Annotated in this window: 22 protein-coding genes; 9 read left to right on the forward strand and 13 right to left on the reverse strand. The window is 72.0% G+C overall.

Translation table 11 applies throughout. From position 1 onward, the window contains the following. Positions 1-49: 49 nt before the first annotated feature. The 4 genes from EJV46_RS03610 to EJV46_RS22665 all read right to left on the reverse strand — a co-directional run bounded on the left by EJV46_RS03610 (position 50) and on the right by EJV46_RS22665 (position 2,224). Positions 50-910, reverse strand: coding sequence for an oxaloacetate decarboxylase (locus EJV46_RS03610; RefSeq protein WP_131547209.1), 861 nt, complete (start codon positions 908-910; stop codon positions 50-52). Positions 911-1,011: 101 nt separating this feature from the next. Further along, complete coding sequence (locus EJV46_RS03615; RefSeq protein WP_131547210.1) at positions 1,012-1,497, reverse strand: hypothetical protein; 486 nt, start codon at positions 1,495-1,497, stop codon at positions 1,012-1,014. Then, a complete protein-coding gene (locus EJV46_RS03620) occupies positions 1,494-1,973 on the reverse strand; it encodes a hypothetical protein (RefSeq protein WP_240782382.1) in 480 nt (159 codons plus the stop codon). The genes EJV46_RS03615 and EJV46_RS03620 overlap by 4 nt, the downstream gene beginning before the upstream one ends. A gap of 110 nt (positions 1,974-2,083) precedes the next feature. Next, positions 2,084-2,224, reverse strand: coding sequence for a hypothetical protein (locus EJV46_RS22665; RefSeq protein ID WP_165585319.1), 141 nt, complete (start codon positions 2,222-2,224; stop codon positions 2,084-2,086). A gap of 124 nt (positions 2,225-2,348) precedes the next feature. On the opposite strand from EJV46_RS22665, the gene EJV46_RS03625 reads away from it, so the two are divergent. Together EJV46_RS03625 and EJV46_RS23000 are read left to right on the forward strand one after the other, a co-directional pair. Continuing rightward, positions 2,349-3,434, forward strand: coding sequence for an alpha-hydroxy acid oxidase (locus EJV46_RS03625; protein WP_131547212.1), 1,086 nt, complete (start codon positions 2,349-2,351; stop codon positions 3,432-3,434). Positions 3,435-3,510: 76 nt separating this feature from the next. After that, the gene (locus tag EJV46_RS23000; protein ID WP_206020694.1) at positions 3,511-3,864 is read left to right on the forward strand and encodes a hypothetical protein; all 354 of its coding nucleotides are present in this window, start codon (positions 3,511-3,513) and stop codon (positions 3,862-3,864) included. Between the two features lie 99 nt (positions 3,865-3,963). On the opposite strand, the gene EJV46_RS03635 is transcribed toward EJV46_RS23000, so the two are convergent. From EJV46_RS03635 to EJV46_RS03660, 6 genes are all read right to left on the reverse strand, one after another. Further along, positions 3,964-4,593, reverse strand: a complete 630-nt coding sequence (locus EJV46_RS03635; protein ID WP_240782383.1) for a class II aldolase/adducin family protein — start codon at positions 4,591-4,593, stop codon at positions 3,964-3,966. A gap of 10 nt (positions 4,594-4,603) precedes the next feature. After that, a complete protein-coding gene (locus EJV46_RS03640) occupies positions 4,604-5,212 on the reverse strand; it encodes a glutathione S-transferase family protein (protein ID WP_131547214.1) in 609 nt (202 codons plus the stop codon). A 121-nt stretch (positions 5,213-5,333) separates the two neighbouring features. After that, positions 5,334-6,221: a Kdo hydroxylase family protein gene (locus tag EJV46_RS03645; protein ID WP_131547215.1), complete on the reverse strand. Its 888-nt coding sequence runs from the start codon at positions 6,219-6,221 to the stop codon at positions 5,334-5,336. Between the two features lie 11 nt (positions 6,222-6,232). Beyond that, entirely contained in the window at positions 6,233-6,895 is a 663-nt protein-coding gene (locus tag EJV46_RS03650; protein WP_165585404.1) for a fused DSP-PTPase phosphatase/NAD kinase-like protein, read from the reverse strand. A gap of 120 nt (positions 6,896-7,015) precedes the next feature. Beyond that, the gene (locus EJV46_RS03655; protein WP_131547217.1) at positions 7,016-7,396 is read right to left on the reverse strand and encodes a DoxX family protein; all 381 of its coding nucleotides are present in this window, start codon (positions 7,394-7,396) and stop codon (positions 7,016-7,018) included. Positions 7,397-7,484: 88 nt separating this feature from the next. Then, the gene (locus EJV46_RS03660) at positions 7,485-9,110 is read right to left on the reverse strand and encodes an electron transfer flavoprotein-ubiquinone oxidoreductase (RefSeq protein WP_131547218.1); all 1,626 of its coding nucleotides are present in this window, start codon (positions 9,108-9,110) and stop codon (positions 7,485-7,487) included. A 166-nt stretch (positions 9,111-9,276) separates the two neighbouring features. Between EJV46_RS03660 and EJV46_RS03665 the strand changes: the two genes are divergently transcribed. From EJV46_RS03665 to moaB, 3 genes are all read left to right on the forward strand, one after another. After that, positions 9,277-10,062: a uracil-DNA glycosylase gene (locus EJV46_RS03665; protein WP_131547219.1), complete on the forward strand. Its 786-nt coding sequence runs from the start codon at positions 9,277-9,279 to the stop codon at positions 10,060-10,062. Positions 10,063-10,399: 337 nt separating this feature from the next. Then, positions 10,400-11,974: a lytic transglycosylase domain-containing protein gene (locus EJV46_RS03670; RefSeq protein ID WP_131547220.1), complete on the forward strand. Its 1,575-nt coding sequence runs from the start codon at positions 10,400-10,402 to the stop codon at positions 11,972-11,974. A gap of 43 nt (positions 11,975-12,017) precedes the next feature. Next, complete coding sequence (moaB, locus tag EJV46_RS03675; RefSeq protein WP_131547221.1) at positions 12,018-12,551, forward strand: molybdenum cofactor biosynthesis protein B; 534 nt, start codon at positions 12,018-12,020, stop codon at positions 12,549-12,551. Between the two features lie 67 nt (positions 12,552-12,618). Here the strand turns inward: moaB and EJV46_RS03680 are convergent, their stop codons facing one another. Then, on the reverse strand, positions 12,619-13,365 hold the full coding sequence (locus EJV46_RS03680) for an SDR family NAD(P)-dependent oxidoreductase (protein ID WP_131547222.1): 747 nt from the start codon (positions 13,363-13,365) through the stop codon (positions 12,619-12,621). Between the two features lie 104 nt (positions 13,366-13,469). After that, complete coding sequence (locus tag EJV46_RS03685) at positions 13,470-14,333, reverse strand: tetratricopeptide repeat protein (protein WP_165585320.1); 864 nt, start codon at positions 14,331-14,333, stop codon at positions 13,470-13,472. 267 nt (positions 14,334-14,600) lie between these two features. On the opposite strand from EJV46_RS03685, the gene trpD reads away from it, so the two are divergent. From trpD to glp, 4 genes are all read left to right on the forward strand, one after another. Beyond that, complete coding sequence (gene trpD, locus EJV46_RS03690; protein WP_131547224.1) at positions 14,601-15,614, forward strand: anthranilate phosphoribosyltransferase; 1,014 nt, start codon at positions 14,601-14,603, stop codon at positions 15,612-15,614. 30 nt (positions 15,615-15,644) lie between these two features. After that, positions 15,645-16,436 carry an indole-3-glycerol phosphate synthase TrpC gene (gene trpC / locus EJV46_RS03695; protein WP_131548014.1) on the forward strand — a complete coding sequence of 264 codons (792 nt, stop codon included), beginning with the start codon at positions 15,645-15,647 and terminating at the stop codon, positions 16,434-16,436. 147 nt (positions 16,437-16,583) lie between these two features. Beyond that, positions 16,584-17,063: a cyclic pyranopterin monophosphate synthase MoaC gene (moaC, locus tag EJV46_RS03700; RefSeq protein ID WP_131547225.1), complete on the forward strand. Its 480-nt coding sequence runs from the start codon at positions 16,584-16,586 to the stop codon at positions 17,061-17,063. Beyond that, positions 17,060-18,262 carry a gephyrin-like molybdotransferase Glp gene (gene glp, locus EJV46_RS03705; RefSeq protein ID WP_131547226.1) on the forward strand — a complete coding sequence of 401 codons (1,203 nt, stop codon included), beginning with the start codon at positions 17,060-17,062 and terminating at the stop codon, positions 18,260-18,262. The genes moaC and glp overlap by 4 nt, the downstream gene beginning before the upstream one ends. On the opposite strand, the gene EJV46_RS03710 is transcribed toward glp, so the two are convergent. Beyond that, positions 18,234-18,743: a HigA family addiction module antitoxin gene (locus EJV46_RS03710; protein WP_240782384.1), complete on the reverse strand. Its 510-nt coding sequence runs from the start codon at positions 18,741-18,743 to the stop codon at positions 18,234-18,236. The genes glp and EJV46_RS03710 overlap by 29 nt on opposite strands. Between the last annotated feature and the right edge of the window lie 60 nt (positions 18,744-18,803).

The following is an 18,803-nucleotide window of genomic DNA, read 5'->3' on the forward strand; positions in this document are numbered from 1 at the left end:
CCGCCGCGGCAGCGCGGAATCGGCCGGCTGGTCTGTCGAGCCGGGGCTGCTACCCCAGATAGTCCTTCATCGCCGCCGAATAGGGCTCCTCGCGGGTCCAGCGCGCCATGGCGCCCTGCTCCGGCAGCCCGGTCAGCGCCGAGGGCGAGACGCCGTCGCGCAGCGCCTTCAGCGTCGCGTGGATGGCCTGCGCCGCCGCCTGGCTCGGCGCATGGCCCTGCAGCGCGATGCGCACGCCGCGGCTGGCCAGGTAGTCGCGGTCGGCGATCTCGGGCGAGAGCGTGCCGAGGATGAGGGGCTGCTTCGCCACCTCCGCGGCCGCGTCCAGCTCGTCGCGCGTGGTGACGCCGGTGAGGAAGATCCCGTCGGTGCCCGTGCCGTTATAGGCCTTGATGCGCGCCAGGCAGTCCTCCTTCGAGGTGACGTTCATCGCCCCCGTCCGCGCGAAGATGCAGAGCGATCTGTCGGCCTTCGCCGCCACCGCCGCCCTCATCTTGCCGACGCCCTCCTCGAGGGAGATGAGGCGCGGCCGGGGCGCGCCGTAGGGGCGGGGGAGCTCCGTGTCCTCGATGGACATGGCGGCGATGCCGGCCACCTCGCATTCCTCGACCGTGCGCTGCACGTTGAGCGCATTGCCGTAGCCATGGTCGGCATCCACCACCAGCGGCAGCGAGCCGGCGCGGGTGATGCGGCGGCACTGCTGCGCGAATTCGGTCAGCGTGATGAGGATGTGGTCGGGCGCGCCCAGGATGGCGAGCGAGGCGGTGGAGCCGGCGAACATGCCCAGCTCGAAGCCCAGCTCCTCGGCGATGCGGGCGGAGAGCGGATCGTGCACCGAGGCGGGGTGGACGCAGGCGCGGCCCTCCAGGACGGCGCGGGCGCGCTGGCGGCGTTCGGTGACGGTCTTCATACGCAGTTCCCCCTCGGCGCATGATCGTCGAAGGCGGCATCGCCGGAGACGTGAATCATGCCCTCAAACAAGTCCCGCCGAGTGTTGCGCGGGATGGGGGGCTAGTGAAGGGCACCCCAGCGCTCGACGGCCGGCTCCGCGCTCGCCCAGCGCCACCGCGCGCCGTTGCGGCAGATATTGGCGTTGAACCAGTCGACCGTCTCGCCGTCCACGACCGAGAAGACGATCTCCCGGCAGGGCGCCAGCGGGTTGTCGATGTCGCGCACCAGATGCACCACGCCGCGCTCGTTGCCGATGGGGATGGTGTGGCGGATCTCCCAGGGCGCCTGGCCGCCGGGCGGCAGCGCTCCGGCCGCCGCGGCGATGGCGTCCTGCGTCGAATCCTGCCGCGAGCGGCCATAGTATTTCAGCGCATAGTCCGTGGCGGCGGTGACGCCGAGGCCGATCGCCACGCCCACGCCGGGATTCACCGTGCCCGCGCCGCTGACGATCGCCGCGCCCGCGCCGAGAATTTGCGGCGCCGCCCGCACGGCGTCGCAGCCGGCGAGCAGTCCCGCCAGGAGCGCCAAGGGCAGCAGGCGCCTCATTGCAGCGATCCCCAGCGCTCCGTCGCCGGCTCCGCGCTGGCCCAGCGCCAGCGCGCGGCGTCGCGGCAGATCATCGCCGTGTAGAAGCTGCGCCGGGGCTCGCCGCGTTCCTCCTTGTCCACCGAGAAGACGATCTCGCGGCAGGCGAAGGCGCCGTTGCCGATCACGCGCGTGACCACCACCTGGCCCTGCTCGTCCGACTCGATGGGGACGCTGTGCCGGATGCTCCAGGCGCCGACCTGGCCCGGGCGAAGGGCGCCCGCGGCTTCCGCCACGGCGTTCTGCGCATTCCGGTGCACGCGGCGCTGGGCGTATTGCAGCCCGGCCCGCGCGCCGGCCGAGACGCCGAGGCCGATGCCGGCGGCCACGGTCGCGTTGCTGGTGGCGGCGGTCGCGATGCCGGCTCCGGCGACGCCCGCCGCGGTCTCCGTCCCGGCGCCCAGCAGCGATCCGCATCCGGCGAGAAGCGGGGCCATCGCCGCCATCGCAAGCCATCTTCCCAGTCGCATCCGCCGTCGTCTCCGCTCAACAGTTTCGGAACGCCCCGGAAGCGGCCTGGTCACCGGGGCTGGTGGGACGATCGTCATCATGGGGCGCTGCCGACCCTTACCCCGTCGCGCCAGGCGTCGCCAGATCGGGCGAGCCGGCGGCCCGTGTCGCAGAGGCGGCGCAAGTGGCCCGTGTCGAAGGCCGGCAGCAGGGCCAGCAGGAGCAGGCGTCCGATCATCGGAAGGACGGAAGGAGTCGGGCGGCCCCGGCTTGCCGCCGCTCCGTGCGAAACCTGCCCCCGGGGTGATTTCGCGCAGGGCGATCCTGCTCTAGCCTCCGCGGCGACGAGTGGGAGAGACGTGATGGTCAGTGACAACGAGGGCCGCTTCCTGTGCCTTCACGAATTCGTGAAGGCGGCGAAGCACAAGCTGAGCCCGAACATCTGGGACTACCTGGTGGGCGCGACCGAGACGGAGACGACGCTGCGCCGCAACCGCATGGCGATCGACACCGTGGCGCTGCGCCCGCGCGTGCTGAACGACGTCTCCAAGGTCGATGCCAGCGTGGACTTCTTCGGCCACAGGATCCGCCTGCCGGTCTTCTGCGCGCCCGTCGGCTCGCTGGAGAGCTTCGAGCCGGGCGGCGGCGCGACGGTGGCGCAGGGCGCCGGCGCCTTCGGCGTGCCCTATATGCTGTCGAGCGTGAGCCAGCCGGGCCTCGAGGCCTGCGCCCAGGCGGCGTCAGGCCCGAAGATTTTCCAGCTCTACGTGCGGGGCGGCGACGAGTGGGTGGACGAGATCGTCGAGCGCGCCATCGCGGCCGGCTACGACGCCTTCTGCATGACGGTGGACACCGCCCATTACAGCCGCCGCGAGCGCGACATCGCCAAGCGCTTCGTGAAGACCTGGCGCGCCGCCAATTCCGGCATGGACCACCAGGCCGCGCTCTCCTGGCGCGAGGTGAAGCGCTTCAAGGACAAGTACAGGATCCCACTGATCCTCAAGGGCATCGGCACGGGCGAGGACGCCGCCATCGCCTGCGACCACGGCGTGGACGTGGTCTATTGCTCGAATCATGGCGGGCGGCAGCTCGATGGCGGGCGCGGCTCGCTCGACATCGTCCCCGAGATCGTCGAGGCCGTCGCCGGCCGCGCGAAGATCATGGTGGACGGCAGCTTCACCCGCGGCACGGATCTCGTGAAGGCGATCGCGCTGGGCGCCGACTGGGTCGGGCTCGGGCGGCTCTACCTCTACGCGCTGGCGGCGGACGGGGCCTCGGGCATGCGCACGATGTTCGAGATCCTGGAGGACGAGACCATCAAGGCGCTCGGCCTGACCGGGGTGAACAGCTTCGCGCAGCTCAATCGCAGCCACGTGCATCTCGGCGCGCCGCCGGTGCTCTTCCCGCATGTGCACAGCGCGTTTCCGCTGCTGGGCGAGGACTACTGACGGGGCCTTTCCTCTGGTCCTTCCCACTTGCGGCGCGCCCGTCGGCGCGCCCATATTGGCCTCATGAAGAAGACCGGTGCACGACATCTCGCGCACCGAACTGGATGACGTGAACGCCTTGCCGCGCTTCAACATGCCGCTGGAGCTTGGCCTCTTCATGGGGGCTGTCCGCTTCGGCACGGGCGCGCAGCGCCGGAAAGTCTGTCTCATCCTGGATCGCGAGCGCTACCGCTTCCAGCGCTTCATTTCCGATATCGCGGGGCAGGACATCCGCGAGCATGGGGACGACGTTGACCGAGCGATCCACGCCCTGAGGTCCTGGCTGGCGGCTCAGCCGCGTCAGGACATCCTGCCGGCGCGCAGACGATCGCGCGGCGGTACCGGGACTTCCAGGCCGAACTGCCGGAGATTCTGGCCACGATCAGCCTGACGGCTCAGGAAATGACCTTCTCCGACCATGCCAATATCGCCTCGGCCTGGCTGCGCGGCAGGCCGCCGTCGCGCGGCTGAGGTGAAGCGGAAATCTCCGTCAATCCAACCTCCCATACCCCCCAAACTGCGCCGTGACGGCGACCATCTCCTCCGCCGTCAGCAGCACCGGCTCCAGCCCCGCCTGCAGCAGGTCCAGGTATTCGGAGGCGAGGTTCTCCACCTCCCGCGCCAGCGTCTCCGCCGCCGCCAGCCCGGAGCCGATCGCGACCACGCCGTGATTCGCTAGCAGGCAGGCGCGACGCCCGGCGATCGCCACGGCCGCGGCCTCGGCCAGCTCCTGCGTGCCGAAGGTGGCGTAGCCGGAGCAGGGGATGTCGTCCCCGCCGGCCAGCGCGATCATGTAGTGGAAGGGCGGCAGCCCGCGCCGCGCGCAGGAGAGGGCCGTCGCGCGCGGGCTGTGCGTGTGCACGAGTGCCTTCGCCTCCGGCCGCGCCGCGTAGATCGCGGCGTGCAGCCGCCATTCGGAGGAAGGCCGCCGGTGGCCGTGGAGCACGTGGCCGTCCAGCGCCACCTCCACGAGGTCGGCCTCGGTCAGGGCCGCATAGGGCAGGCCCGAGGGCGTGATGCGGAACCCGCCCTCGGTGCGGACGGACACGTTGCCGGACTTGCTCGGCATGAAGCCCAGCGCGTCCATGCGCCGGGCGCAGTCGATGATGTCCTGGCCCAAGCCCCGGCCCCTAGGCCGCATCCCGCAGCTTGCGGGCGGCCAGCGCGCGGGGGCGGTCGAAGCAGCGGTCCAGCCAGGCCTTCACCCGCGGATGGCCGCCGAAGTCGAACCTGTTGCTCCAGGCGCCGAACAGCACCGAGGCGAGGTTGAGGTCGGCGATCGTGAAGTCCGGCCCCACCACATGCGCGGCCGTGAGCTGGCCCTCCAGCACGTCCAGCCGCGCGATCACGCCCGCGGCGCCGGCGGCGGCCTGGCCCGGGTCGCGCTCCTCTGGCGGGCGGAGATAGGCGTTGTAGGCCCATTGCCCGGCCGAGGGCTCCACCTCCGTCGCGGCCCAGAGCGTCCATTGCAGCACGCGGCTATGGTCGTCGCCGGCGGGGCTCAGCGGCGCGCCCGCCTTGGCGGCGATGTGCAGGTTGATGGCGAGGCTCTCGAAGAGCACCAGCTCGCCGTCCTCCATCGCCGGGACCTTGCCGTTCGGGTTCACCTTGAGATGGGAGGGCGCCTTCACCGGCGCGCCGAGCCCCACGGGAACGATCTCGTAGGGGAGGCCCGCCTCCTCGGCGGCCCAGATGCAGCGGAAGTTGCGGCTCTTCGGCGTGCCATGGAGTCTCAGCAAGGCGTATCCCCGTCCTCTGGCCCCGCGCGTCGCCCACCCTGGATGACTCGCGACGGCCCGCGCGAGACTAGCGTTTCGGATCGCCCAAGACAAAGACGCCGGACGGCGGCGCCCCCTGTCGTCAGACCAGTGCCCGCCCCGTGAGCCGTTCCAGCACGCGCAGGGGCGTCCGTTCCGGATGCAGCATCGCCTCGACCGGCAGGTGGAAGGTCTGCTCCAGCGCGAAGCGCCCGCCCAGCGCCGCGTGCAGGACCTGGTCGGTATAGACCATCCAGCTGCTGTTCGGCGGGAAGGTCACGTCGGCGCGGGGGCCGTTGGCCTGATAGTCTCCGTCGTACTTGGCCTGGTCGTGCAGGCCCATCATCAGGTGGTCGTAGCGGGTGCGCGGCGCCTTGGTCAGGCCGAGCAGGTTCATGACCATCGCCTGGCCGGGCAGGGGCGCCCGGATCCGGGGCAGGAACCGCGCGGCATGATCGGCGAAGGGCTCGCCGACCCGCCATTCGCGCAGCGCGCCGTCCGGGGCGATGTTGCTGAACAGCCGCAGGATGCGCCGGCCGGCGAGGGGGCGTGTCGGGAAGGCGTCGACATGCAGCAGCCGGTCGTCGTGGCGCGTCGAGTAGCTGCGGCCCTTCACCTCGACGGGCCGGAAGCTGGTGCGCGCCCGCTCGAGCTCTGCCGCATAGGCGGGGATCAGGCCGCGGACGAAGCCGGTCGCCTGCTGGCCGAACCGCTCCAGCATGGCGGCAAGGGCGCGCGCCTCCTCGCCCTCATAGGCGGCGCCGCCGAGCTTTCCGGTCCGCGGGTCGAGGCTGACGTTCTTGCGCTCGCCGCTGGCGGCGGTCTGGTCGAGGAAGCCGGTCTCGGCGGCTTCCAGGCGGAAGGGGAGGTCCGGGAAGAACAGCACCTTCCCGCCCTCCAGCGCGTCGGCGGCGCGGCGCTGCAGCTCGGGCGGGATCCCGCCGCTCCATTCGGAGATCGGCAGGGTCTCGACGACATCCTCCGGCTTCATGGCGGGCTGTCCTATTCGCGCTTCAGCAGGCGGTCGTTGATGAAGCTCGCGAGGCCGCGCGCGCGGAAGTCGCGGCGCAGCGCCTCCTCGTCGTAATCCTCGCGCACCCAGTCCAGGAAGGGCTTGCGGCCCTCGCCGTCGCGCATGTAGCGGCGGACGAAGGCGTCGAGGATGCCGGTCTTGGAGCGGGAGAAATGGCCGAAGCGCAGCGAGAGCTGGCGCAGGGCCTCGGCCCCGGTGCCGCCGTTCAGCAGCACGAAGAGCGCGGCGGCGAGGCCCGCCCGGTCGGCGCCGGACTTGCAGTGCATGATCGCCGGCCGGTCCATCGCGCCGAAGATGGCCGCCATCCGCTCGATCCGGACCTTCTGCGGAGCGCCGCGGCTTTCCAGCGCCATGTCGATGAAGGTGAGGCCCAGACGCTCCGCCATGTCGCGGCTGAGCGCGTCGGAGCCGTTCTTCGCCTGGCCACGCAGGTTGATGAGTGTCCTGATGCCATAGCGCCGCGTCATCTCCGCCAGCCGTCCCGGCGTGGGGTGGTTGCAGCGGTACAGGACCCCGGGCTCCACGGCGGCGAAGTTGGTCCAGATCAGGCGGAACACCGCGTGGTCCACGAAAAGCGCGTCGAGCCAGGCCAGGCGGCGGCCGCCCGGCGCGGACAGGTCGCCGCGGAAGATGGTGTCCATTTGGCCGCAGGGCCCTCTCACTTGGTGGCCGCCCAATATGGGTGGCGGGGCATGCCCGCGCAACCGGCCGGCGCCCGGGCCGTGATGCCCGCCCGGGCGTGGCCCCCCGGCCTACTTCCGCTTCGCGTCCAGGCTCCAGGGGCCGGGGCCCGCGAAGACGAGGTAGAAGAAGACGAAGCAGAAGAGGATCGCGCCCTCGCCTCGGTTGAGGATGGGGAAGAAGTTCCCCGGCGCGTGGAACTGGAAATAGGCCACGGCCATCATGCCCGAGCAGATGAAGGCGGCCGGCCGGGTGAAGAGGCCGATCATGATGAGCGTGCCGCCCACGATCTCGATCATCCCGCCCAGGCCCATCTGGGAGAAGAATTCCGGCCCCGCATTGGCGCGGGCCGGCCAGCCGAGGAGCTTCTGGGTTCCATGCATCAGGAAGAGCAGCCCGGCGACGAAGCGCATGAGGCTGAGAACGCGGGAGGACCAGGCATCGAGGCTCATGGCGTGTCCTTTTGGATGACGAATGCCATCGATAATCCGGCATCGGATTCGCGCGAAAGGAATTCCCGCGGCCCTGGTGCGGCCGGCGTCACATCCCGCCGGGATAGTTCGGCCCGCCGCCACCCTCGGGCGTCTTCCAGTCGATGTTCTGCGTCGGATCCTTGATGTCGCAGGTCTTGCAGTGCACGCAGTTCTGCGCGTTGATCACGAGGTGCGGGTTGCCCTCCTCGGCGCCGACGGCCTCGTAGACGGCGGCCGGGCAGTAGCGGCTCTCCGGACTTGCGAAGCTCTCCCAGTTCACGCCCCGCCACTTGCCCGGATCGCGCAGCACGAGGTGCGCGGGCTGGTTCTCCTCGTGGTTGGTGTTCGAGAGGAAGACCGAGGAGAGCCGGTCGAAGCTGATCACCCCGTCGGGCTTGGGATAGACGATGCGCGTGGCCTCGGCCGCCTTCTTCAGGCTGTCGTGGTCGGCATGGTGGGCCATGGTCCAGGGCGCCTTGCCGCGGAAGAGGTAGGTGTCGAGCGCGGCATTCACCAGCCCGCCCCAGAGCCCCCATTTCGCGAAGCCGGGGCGGATGTTGCGAACGCCCTCCAGCTCCGGCCAGACCCAGCTCGCCTTCAGCGCGGCGGGGTAGGATTCGAGCACCGGCGGACGGTCGCCGGCCAGCGCTGCGGCGACCGCCTCGGCCGCGACCATGCCGGACTTCATCGCGGTGTGCGTGCCCTTGATCTTCGGCACGTTGAGGAAGCCCGCGGTGTCGCCGATCAGCAGGCCGCCCGGGAAGACCAGCTTGGGGATCGACTGCAGACCGCCCTCGTTCAGCGCGCGGGCGCCGTAGCTGACGCGCTTGCCGCCCTCCAGCATGGGCCGCACCGCCGGGTGCTGCTTGAAGCGCTGGAACTCGTCGAAGGGCGAGAGCCAGGGATTCGGGTAGTCGAGGCCCACGACGAAGCCGATCGTCACCAGGTTCTCGCCGAACATGTAGAGGAAGGAGCCGCCATAGGTGTCGCTCTTCAGCGGCCAGCCGGCGCTGTGCCAGACGAGGCCCGGCGTATGCTTCTCCCTGGGAATCTCCCAGAGCTCCTTGATGCCCAGGCCGAAGGTCTGCGGCTGGCAATCGGCGCGCAGGTCGTAGGTCTCGAAGAGCCGCTTGGTCAGGCTGCCGCGGCAGCCCTCGGCGAAGATCGTGTAGGCGGCGCGCAGCTCCATGCCGGGCTGGTAGTCCGGGCCCTTCTCGCCGTTCTTCTGGATGCCCATGACGCCGGCCACGACGCCCTTCACGACACCCTCCTCGATGATCGTCTCGGAGGCCGCGAAGCCCGGATAGATCTCGACGCCCAGCTCCTCGGCCTTGGCGCCCAGCCAGCGCGCGACGTTGCCCAGGCTGACGACGTAGTTGCCGTGGTTGTTCATCTGCGGCGGCGTCGGCAGCTTGTAGGCCTTGGTCTCGGTGAGCAGCATGAAGCGGTCGTCGCCGGCGGGCGTGGCGAGGTCCGGCGGGCTGTCGCGCCAGTCGGGCAGCAGCTCGTCCAGCGCCCGCGGCTCCAGCACGGCGCCGCTGAGCACATGGGCGCCGATCTCGCTGCCCTTCTCGACCAGGCAGACGCTCATCTCGGGCGAGAGCTGCTTCAGGCGGATCGCCGCGGCCAGGCCGGAGGGCCCGCCGCCCACGATCAGCACGTCGAACTCCATGCTTTCGCGCTCTTCGCTCATTCCCTGGACCTTTCCGCCGCAAAGCTGACCTGAGCCCTTCACTAGACGAGGCGGCGGCTTCGCGGAACCCGCGCCGCGCGCCGGGCCGAAATGCGGCCCGGTCGCGCGGGGGAGGGTGCGCCGCCCGGCGATTTCGCCGGGACGGATCCTGCTCTAGACAGGGGCGATGGAAGCCGCCACCGAACGCGAGGCGCTGGTCGCCGCCCTGAGCTGGCAGGTCGCGATGGGCGCCGACGAGGCGATGCTCGACGCCCCCGTGGCGCGCGCCGCCGCCGCGCCGCCGCCGGAGCCCGCCGCGCGCCCCGCCGCAAGGCCCTCCGCGCCCGTGCCGTTGCGCCGGCTGCCGCCCGTGGGCGAGGCGGCCGCGGCCCTGGCCGCCGGCGCCTCGACGCTGGAGGAGCTGCGCGCCGCCATGGCCGCCTTCGAGGGCAGCGCCCTGCGCGAGACCGCGACCAATTTCGTCTTCAGCGACGGCGTGCCGGGGGCGCCGGTCATGATCATCGGCGAGGCGCCCGGCGCCGAGGAGGACCGGCAGGGAAAGCCCTTCGTCGGCGCCTCGGGCCAGCTGCTCGACCGGATGTTCGCCTCGATCGGGCTGAGCCGGGCGGAGAGCCTCTACATCACCAATATCCTGCCATTCCGGCCGCCGGGGAACCGCACGCCGACCGATGCCGAGATCTCGCTCTTCCTGCCCTTCGTGCTCCGCCATGTGCAGCTGGCCGCGCCGCGCTTCCTGGTGCTTGCGGGGGGCGTCTCGGCAAAGGGCGTGCTCCAGGCCCGCGAGGGCATCACCCGCCTGCGCGGCCGGTGGCATGAAGTAACGGTACTTGACGGAACAGTATTCAAGGCGTTGCCGACTTGGCATCCCGCCTATCTCCTCAGAAATCCTATCGCCAAGCGCGATGCTTGGGCAGACCTCCTGCTGCTCCGACGCAGCGTCAAAGATGGCTAGATCAAGGCTGACTGCCAAACGGCGCTGATGATGCGGCCGCATCTGGTCCGGTTGTATGAGCGCGCGAAATGATCGCTTGCCAGCTCGGCCGGGACTGGCTACGCCGTGGCTGGTCATGCGAGCGATCTGCCTCATGGCCCGACTTCGACCCGGCCTGATGGCCGGGTTTCTGCTTCTCGGCGCCGGGCTTGCCCCGGCCACCGCTCAACGGGCCAACGAACCCTCCGCCTCTTCCCAGGCGCGGACGCGACCGCAAACCGTCGGACTGCCGCAGCCGCTCTCGGCTGCGGACGCCGCCCGGCTCCGCCGTGCCTTCGAGGCGCAGGCGAAGGGCGACATGGCGACCGCCGTGCGGGAGTCCGAGCGACTGGACGACCGCCGGCTGATGGGCCACCTCCTCGCCGACCGCTATCTGCGCGGCCAGCCCACGGTCTACGAGCTTCAGGCCTGGCTCGCGGATTTCTCCGACCTGCCGGACGCCCCGGCGGTCCACGAGGCCCTGGTCGCCCGCCTGCCGCGCGGCGCCGCCGCTCCCCCGCCGCCGAGCCAGCCGGAGATCCAGGCGGACCTCCTTCCCGAGGACCGGGCGCCGGCCGAGGGGGCGCGCGTCGGCCGGGATGCCGGGCTGGAGCGGGGGGTCTTCCAGCGCATCAACGAGGGCAAGCTGGACGCGGCCATGGCCCTGATCCAGGCCCGCCGCCTGACGCCGGCCTACCTCGCCCAGCTCAAGACGGAGATGGCGCAGACCCTCTTCCGCCTCGGCCGCGACGCGGATGCCTGGCGGCTGGCCCAGGAGGCGCTGCGCCATGCGCCCCACAATCCCTTCGCCGCCTACCAGGCCGGCCTCGCCGCCTGGGGCGCCGAGCAGTTCGAGGCCGCCCAGGCCGCCTTCGAGCGCGCGGCGCGCAACGACAAGGCCCCGCCCACCCTGCGCTCCGCCGCCGCCTTCTGGGTGGCGCGCTCGGCCGTGCGGGCCCGCCGGCCGAACCTCTACGTCCCCTGGATGCTCCAGGCGGCGCAGGAGCCGCGCACCTTCTACGGCATGATCGCGCGCCGCAGCCTCGGCCTGCCGCCCGGCCTCGTCTGGGAGCGCGACCAGGCCAATGAATCCCACGCCCAGCAGATCGCCGAGACGGCGGGCGGCTGGCGCGCGCTGGCGCTGCTCCAGCTCGGCCAGAAGGACCGCGCCGAGGCCGAGCTCCGGCTGCTCAACCGCCGCACGCGCAGCAACACCCAGGTGGTGCAGGGCATCCTCAGTGTGGCGCAGCAGGCCGGGCTGAACGGCCTTTCCGCCCAGGTCGCGACCCAGGCGCAGGGCGACGACGGCCGCCCGCGCGACACCGCCCGCTTCCCGCTGCCGACGCTGCTGCCCAATGGCGGCTTCCGCATGGACCCCTCGCTGCTCTACGCGCTGGCCCTGCAGGAGAGCCGCTTCGACAGCAGCGCGATCAGCCGCGCCGGCGCCCGGGGCCTGCTGCAGATCATGCCGGCGACGGCGAGCTACCTGGCCAACGACCCCTCCCTGCGCGGCGAGGGCGTCGGACGGCTGCACGATCCGGGCTTCAGTCTCGAGATCGGCCAGCGCTACATCCATTACCTCGTCCGGCACGATGCGGTGCAGGGTGACCTGATCCGCGTCCTCGCCGCCTATAATGCGGGGCCCGGCAATCTCACGCGCTGGCTGCCCGCCACCCGCCATCGGTCCGACCCGCTGCTCTTCATCGAGAGCATCCCGATCAACGAGACGCGCAACTTCGTCAGCCGGGTGCTGACCTATCACTGGATCTACGCGAACCGCCTCGGCCTGCCGACGCCCTCGCTCGACCAGATCGCCGGCGGGAATTTTCCGACCTTCCCGAGCACGACGGAGGTCACGGCCATGTTGCGGGTGCGCCCCCAGCGCTCCAACTGAGGGATGCGGGGCCGCATCCGGCCCCGCCTGAAGAAGAGCCCCCATGCCCATCGACCCCGCCCGCGCCTTCGTCCCCGTCAACATCGCCGTCCTGACGGTGAGCGACACGCGAGACCTCGCCGCCGACCGCTCCGGCGAGACGCTGCAGGCCCGCATCGAGGCGGCCGGCCACCGCTGCGTCGGCCGCGAGATCTGCCGGGACGAGGCGGACACGATCGAGGCCAAGCTGCTCACCTGGATCGCCGATCCGGAGGTGGACTGCGTCGTCACCACCGGTGGCACCGGCATCACCGGCCGCGACGTGACGCCGGAGGCCTTCGGCCGCGTGCTGGAGAAGGAGATCACCGGCTTCGGCGAGCTCTTCCGCATGCTGAGCTACCAGAAGATCGGCACCTCCACGATCCAGTCCCGCGCCATCGGCGGGGTCGCGGGCGGCACCTATCTCTTCGCGCTGCCGGGCAGCACCGGCGCCTGCAAGGACGCCTGGGACGACATCCTGGTCTTCCAGCTCGACGCGCGGTTCCGGCCCTGCAACCTGGTCGAGCTGATGCCCCGGCTGAAGGAGCATCTGGGCTGATCCGGGCATCGCGGCCCGGTGATCGAGCCGGCGGCCGCCGGCCTGAAACCCGAGACGGGCGAAAGCCTCAGGTCGCCGCGCCGCCGTTCACCTGCAGCATCTGGCCGTTCACATAGGCGCCGCCCTCGCCGGCCAGCAGGCGGACCACGGCGGCGATCTCGGACGGCGTGCCCATGCGGCCGGAGGGAACCTTCGCGACATAGCCGTGGCGGTCCGTCGTGACGCCGGGGGCGTCGTCATCCGCCGCGATCGGCCCAGGGGAGATGGCGTTCACCGTGACGCCCTTCGCCGCGAATTCCTTGGCGAGCGCCTTGGTCAGCCCCCAGGCGCCGTGCTTGGCCACCGAGACGGGCGCGCGGCCGGTGTAGCCCTGCATCGCGTTCATGCCGGTGAAGTTCACGATGCGGCCCCAGCCCTGGGCGATCATGCCCGGCAGCAGCGCCTGCGACAGCCAGACCGCCGCCTCCAGGTCCACCGTCATCACGCGCGCCCATTCCTCCGGCGTGATCTCGAGGAAGGGCTTCTCCGGGCGCAGGGCGGCGTTGTTCACCAGCACGTCGATCGTGCCGAAGGCGGCCAGCGCCTCGGCGGCGATGCGGAGGCACTCCTCGCGCGAGCCCACATCGCCCATGGCCACCAGCGCCTGCGCGCCGCAGCCGCGCGCCTCGGCCGCCACGGATTCCGCCGCGGCGCGATCCGACGAGCCGTTGACGACGATGTCGAAGCCGTCCCGGGCCAGCGCGACGGCGACGGCGCGGCCGATGTTGCGCCCGGCGCCGGTGATCAGCGCGGCCTTGCGGTGGGTCGGGGTCATGGTCCTGGCTCGTTTCCTGTGGTCGCGCCCGGTTCGGCGCGCCCCGTTCTTATCACCGGTGGGAGAGTCGCGGCATCCCCGCGCCGACCTGCCGCCTTCAGGGCCTACCGCCTTGAGGGCCCCATCTCGCTGAGCTCCAGGTTCTGATGGGCGAGGTCGGCCGCCATGCTGTCCGGCGCCAGCTCGATCGCGCGGCGCCAGTCCGTCTGCGCGCCGGCCACGTCGCCGCGGAGCTGGCGTAGAATTCCCCGCTCCAGCAGGCCCTCGACATTGTCGGGCGCCAGGACCAGCGCGCGCTCGACCGCCTGGACGGCCTGGTCCACGCGGTCGAGCCGGCGCAGCGCGGCGGCGCGCAGCACCCAGGCCTCGGCGCGCTCGGGCTCGATGGCCAGCGCCGCGTCGAGATCCTCCAGCGCCTCGTTGAAGCGGCGCAGCGCGGCCAGAATCACGGAGCGGTCCACCAGCAGCTCGGCGTCCTGCGGGGAGAGGGTGAGGGCGATGGTCGCGGCGCCATAGGCGCGATTGGCGTCGCCGGCGATCATCCAGGCCTGGGCGGCCTGGCCGAAGACCTGGGCGCGCGCGATGCCGCCGGCGCGCGAGCCGTTGCCCAGGCGCTCCAGCCGCTCCGCGGCGCGCTCGGCCTCGCCGAGCCCGATCATGGCGAGCGCGATGCAGTGGCGCGCGCCGTCGCCGCCGCCGGTCGCGTCCCAGGCCTGGGCGAAGCGCATGGCCTCGTCCGGGTCGTTGCGCAGCAGGGTGAGGCAGCGGTCGTAGTCGGGCCCGTCGGCGATGCGCGGCATCTCCGGGGGGAGGGGCAGGAGGTCGGGCGCCGGCTCGGGCGCGGCCGGGCCGGCGACCGCTTCGGGCGGGGCGGAGGGCGCTCCGTCGCGGTACCAGGCAATGCCGCCTCCCACGGCGGCGGCGAGGATCAGCCCCAGTCCGAGGAAGATGAGAGGGCGGTTGCGCACGCGCCTGACTCTACAGCACTTCGTCTCCGGCTGGAATCGGACTTGGGCCAGCGAGGGCGGTGAAGGGCGGGGCGAGCTCGGCCATGGGGGGTCCGTCCAGGAGGGGCACGACCGGGGGGGATCGCGCTGGCAGGGAAAATCATTCGCGATCAGAAGGGAATAGCCGAAATTCCTCCCACCGCGCATGACCGGCCTGTCCGGGAAGCGTGGCAGGGGGCGCCAGGGCCATACTGGCGGGCGGCGCCACAAGGCCTTACGAACGGCGGCATGAACGGCCTGAAGCCCATATTGGCCCGCCTTGCCGCGGGGGAACGCCTGGCGGAAAGCGAGGCCGAGGCGGCCTTCGGCATCATCATGGCGGGCGAGGCCACGCCGGCGCAGATCGCCGGCATGCTCATGGCCATGCGGGTGCGCGGCGAGACCGTGGCCGAGATGACCGGCGCGGTCCGCGCGATGCGCGCCCGGATGATCCCCGTCGAGGTGCCGGAGGGCGCGATCGACATCGTGGGCACCGGCGGCGATTCCTCGGGCAGCCTGAACATCTCCACCACGACGGCGATGGTGGTGGCGGGCGCCGGCGTGCCCGTGGCCAAGCACGGCAACCGCGCCATGTCGTCGAAATCCGGCACCGCGGATGCCATGGCCGCGCTCGGCATCAACCTCGACGTGCCGCTGGACCGGCTGCCGGCGGTGATGCGGGAGGCGGGCATGATCTTCCTGCTCGCCCCGCGGCACCATGCGGCGCTGCGCCATGCCGGCGGCGCGCGGGTGGAGCTCGGCACGCGGACCATCTTCAATCTGCTGGGGCCGCTGGCCAATCCGGCCCGGGTGAAGCGGCAGCTCACAGGCGCCTTCTCGGCCGACTGGCTGCTGCCCATGGCCGAGGCGCTCGGCCGCCTCGGCACCGAGCGCGCCTGGCTCGTGCACGGCCAGGGCATGGACGAGCTGGCGATCTCGGGCCCGACCGAGGTCGTGGAGCTGGCCGAGGGCCGCACCCGCCGCTTCACCGTGACGCCCGAGGACGCCGGCCTGCCGCTGCACCCGATCGAGAGCATCCGCGGCGGCACGCCCGAGGAGAACGCCGCCGCGCTGGTCGAGCTGCTGGAAGGCCGGGCCGGGGGATACCGCGACATGGTGCTGCTCAACGCCGCCGCGTCCCTGCTCGTCGCCGGGCGCGTGGCAACGCTGCGGGAAGGAACTGAGTTAGCAGGGGAGAGCATTGACAGTGGCCGGGCTCTGGATGTTCTAAACCGCCTGCGCCGTGCGACCTCCGAGGCCTGATCCCAGATGAATATCGATGTCCTGCCCGAGATGTCCGACACGCTCGCGAAGATCCTTCGCGACAAGCAGGCCGAGGTGGCCGCCGGTGCCTCCGCCGTGTCCATCGCCGAGATGGAGAAGCGCGCGCTCGACCAGCCTGGGCCGCGCGACTTCATGGGCGCGCTGTGCCGCGCGCTGGCCGAGGGCCGCACGGGGCTGATCGCCGAGATCAAGCGCGCCTCGCCCTCCGGCGGGCTCATCCGCGACCCCTTCGAGCCGGCCCGGCTGGCCGAGGCCTATGAGAGCGCCGGCGCCTCCTGCCTCTCGGTGCTGACCGACGCCAAGTGGTTCCAGGGCAGCCCGGACCACCTGAAGGCCGCGCGCGCGGCCTGCTCGCTGCCGGTGCTGCGCAAGGACTTCATGATCCACCCCTGGCAGGTCTTCGAGGCACGGGCGATGGGCGCCGACGCCGTCCTGCTCATCATGTCCGCGCTGAGCGATGCCAGGGCGCAGGAGCTGGAGGAGGTCGCCCGCAGCCTCGACATGGCGGTGCTGGCCGAGGTGCACGACGCCCGCGAGATGGAGCGCGCGCTGGGCCTGCAGACGCGGCTGATCGGCGTCAACAACCGCAACCTCAAGACGCTGGAGACCGACCTCTCGATCAGCGAGGCGCTGGTGCCCATGGTGCCGGCCGACCGCATCCCGGTGGCGGAGAGCGGGCTGCGCAATCCCGGCGACGTGGCGCGGATGGCCCGCGTGGGCGCGCATTGCATCCTGGTCGGCGAATATCTGATGCGCCAGCCCGACGTCGCGGCCGCGACGCGCGCGCTGCTCGGGACGTGATTTGCCGGCGCGGACCGTTCCAGGACCATCCGGCCGCACAGCGGCCGGCGCCGCCCGCTCGACCCGCCGACCTGGCATGCCCGTGGCGCGGCGAAGCCAAGGCGGCGGTTGGGGCAAGCAGCCCCAACCCACCCGGCGTCTGAGGGCATGAAACCAACTCTCACCCATTTCGACGAGGCCGGCCGCGCCGCCATGGTGGATGTGGCGGGCAAGCCGGAGACCGAGCGCGTCGCCGTCGCCCGCGGCCGGGTGGCGATGCAGCCGGCGACGCTCGCGCTGATCGCCGAGGGCAAGGCGGGGAAGGGCGACGTGCTCGGCGTCGCGCGGATCGCCGGCATCATGGCCGCCAAGCGCACCGCGGAGCTCATCCCGCTCTGCCATCCGCTGATGCTGACCAAGGTCTCGGTGGAGCTGACCGTGGCCGAGCCCGACGCGGTGGAGATCGAGGCGCAGGTCCGCGTCACCGGACGCACGGGCGTGGAGATGGAGGCGCTGACCGCCGTCACCGTCGCCGCGCTGACCGTCTACGACATGGTGAAGGCCGTCGATCGCGGCCTGCGCATCGAGGAGGTGCGGCTGGTCCTCAAGGAAGGCGGCAAGTCCGGCCGCTTCGAGGCCGAGGCGTGATCTCCGTCGAGGAGGCCAGGGCCCGCATTCTCGGCGGGCTCACGCCGACCGGCCCCGAGACGGTGCCGCTGGCCGCCGGGTGGAACCGGGTGCTGGCGCGGCCGGTCGCCGCGCGGCTCACGCAGCCGCCGGCCGATGTCTCCGCCATGGACGGCTATGCGGTGCGCGCGGCCGATGCCGCCGAGGGCGCGGCGCTGCGCCTCTCCGGCGCGGCTCCGGCCGGCAGGCCCTTCGCCGGCTCCGTCGCTCCGGGCGAGGCGGTGCGCATCTTCACGGGCGGCTTCGTGCCCGAGGGCGCCGACGCCATCCTGCTCCAGGAGGACGCCACGCCGACGGAGGGGGGCGTCCGCGTCAACGAGACGGTCACCCTCGGGCGCCATATCCGGCGCCGGGGGCTGGACTTCGCCGAGGGGGCCGTGCTGCTGCCCGCCGGGCGCCGGCTGACCGCGCGCGACATCGGGCTCGCCGCCGCCGGGAACCATCCCTGGCTCACGGTGCAGCGGCGCCCGCGCATCGGCATCCTCGCGACCGGCGACGAGATCGCCCTGCCGGGCGAGGCGCTGCCCGAGGGCGGCATCGTCAGCTCCAACGCGCATGCCCTGGCCGCGCTGGTCGCCTCGGGCGGCGGCGAGGCGAGCATCCTGCCCATCGCGCCGGACGATCCCGCCGAGATCGCGGCCCTGGCCGGCAGCGGCGGCTTCGACCTGCTGGTGACCACGGGCGGCGCCAGCGTGGGCGAGCACGACCTCGTGCAGAAGGCGCTGGGCCGGGACGGCTTCGTGCTCGACTTCTGGCGGATCGCGATGCGTCCCGGAAAGCCGCTGATCTGGGGACGGCTCGGCGCGGTCCCGGTGCTGGGCCTGCCCGGCAATCCGGTCTCGGCGCTGGTCTGCGCGGTGATCTTCCTGCTGCCGGCCCTGGCGCGGCTCCAGGGCCTGGCGGACACCGCCATTCCCACCCTCCGGGCCCTGGCCGGGGCGGACCTGCCCGAGAACGACAAGCGCGCCGACCATCTGCGCGCCAGCCTCGTCCAGAGCGAGGCCGGCGAGTGGATCGCCACCCCGGCCGCCCGCCAGGACAGCTCGATGCTCGCGGTGCTCGCCGGCGCCGATGCACTGCTCCTGCGCCCGCCCTTTGCGCCGAAGCTGGCGAAGGGCGGGGCCGTCGAGATCATCCCGCTGGCGGCGCTGCGAGTCTGATTTCCGGCCGAGGCGCGGGGCGCGGCATCGGCGGGGGCGTCATGGCCCGCCGCGCGACCGCAAGGTCATGGTACATCTGCAGTCGCAGCCAGAATTCCGGCGAGTTGCCGAAGCGCTGACCCAGCAGGATGGCGGTCCGCGCCGTGATGCCGCGCGCGCCGTGCAGGATGTCGGTCACCCGGCTGCGCGGCACCCCGAGCTCGGCGGCGAGACGCTTCCCCGACAGGCCCAGGGGCGCCATGAAGAGATGGGCCAGCACCTCGCCAGGCGTGCGCAGCGGGCGGCGCGGCAGGAACGGCTCCATGCCTTCTGCGGGACGCGCCGGGCCGGTCTGCGGGCGGGTCGGCATCAGGCCGCGGGCGCGGCAGACCGCCTTGAGCACCTCGTCGACCCGGGCCGGCCGCCCGTCGCCATAGGCGTCGATGAGCAGCGCCAGCTGGTCCTCGGGGGTGATGGGGTATCGCGTGGTGTCCAGTGGCATCGGTCGCCCTCCTTCTCGATGAGGGGAGGCTACCGGCCGCCGGGACCCATGCGGCATCCG

Origin of the sequence: Roseococcus sp. SYP-B2431 (assembly GCF_004336745.1) — a bacterium.
Lineage (GTDB): Bacteria > Pseudomonadota > Alphaproteobacteria > Acetobacterales > Acetobacteraceae > Roseococcus.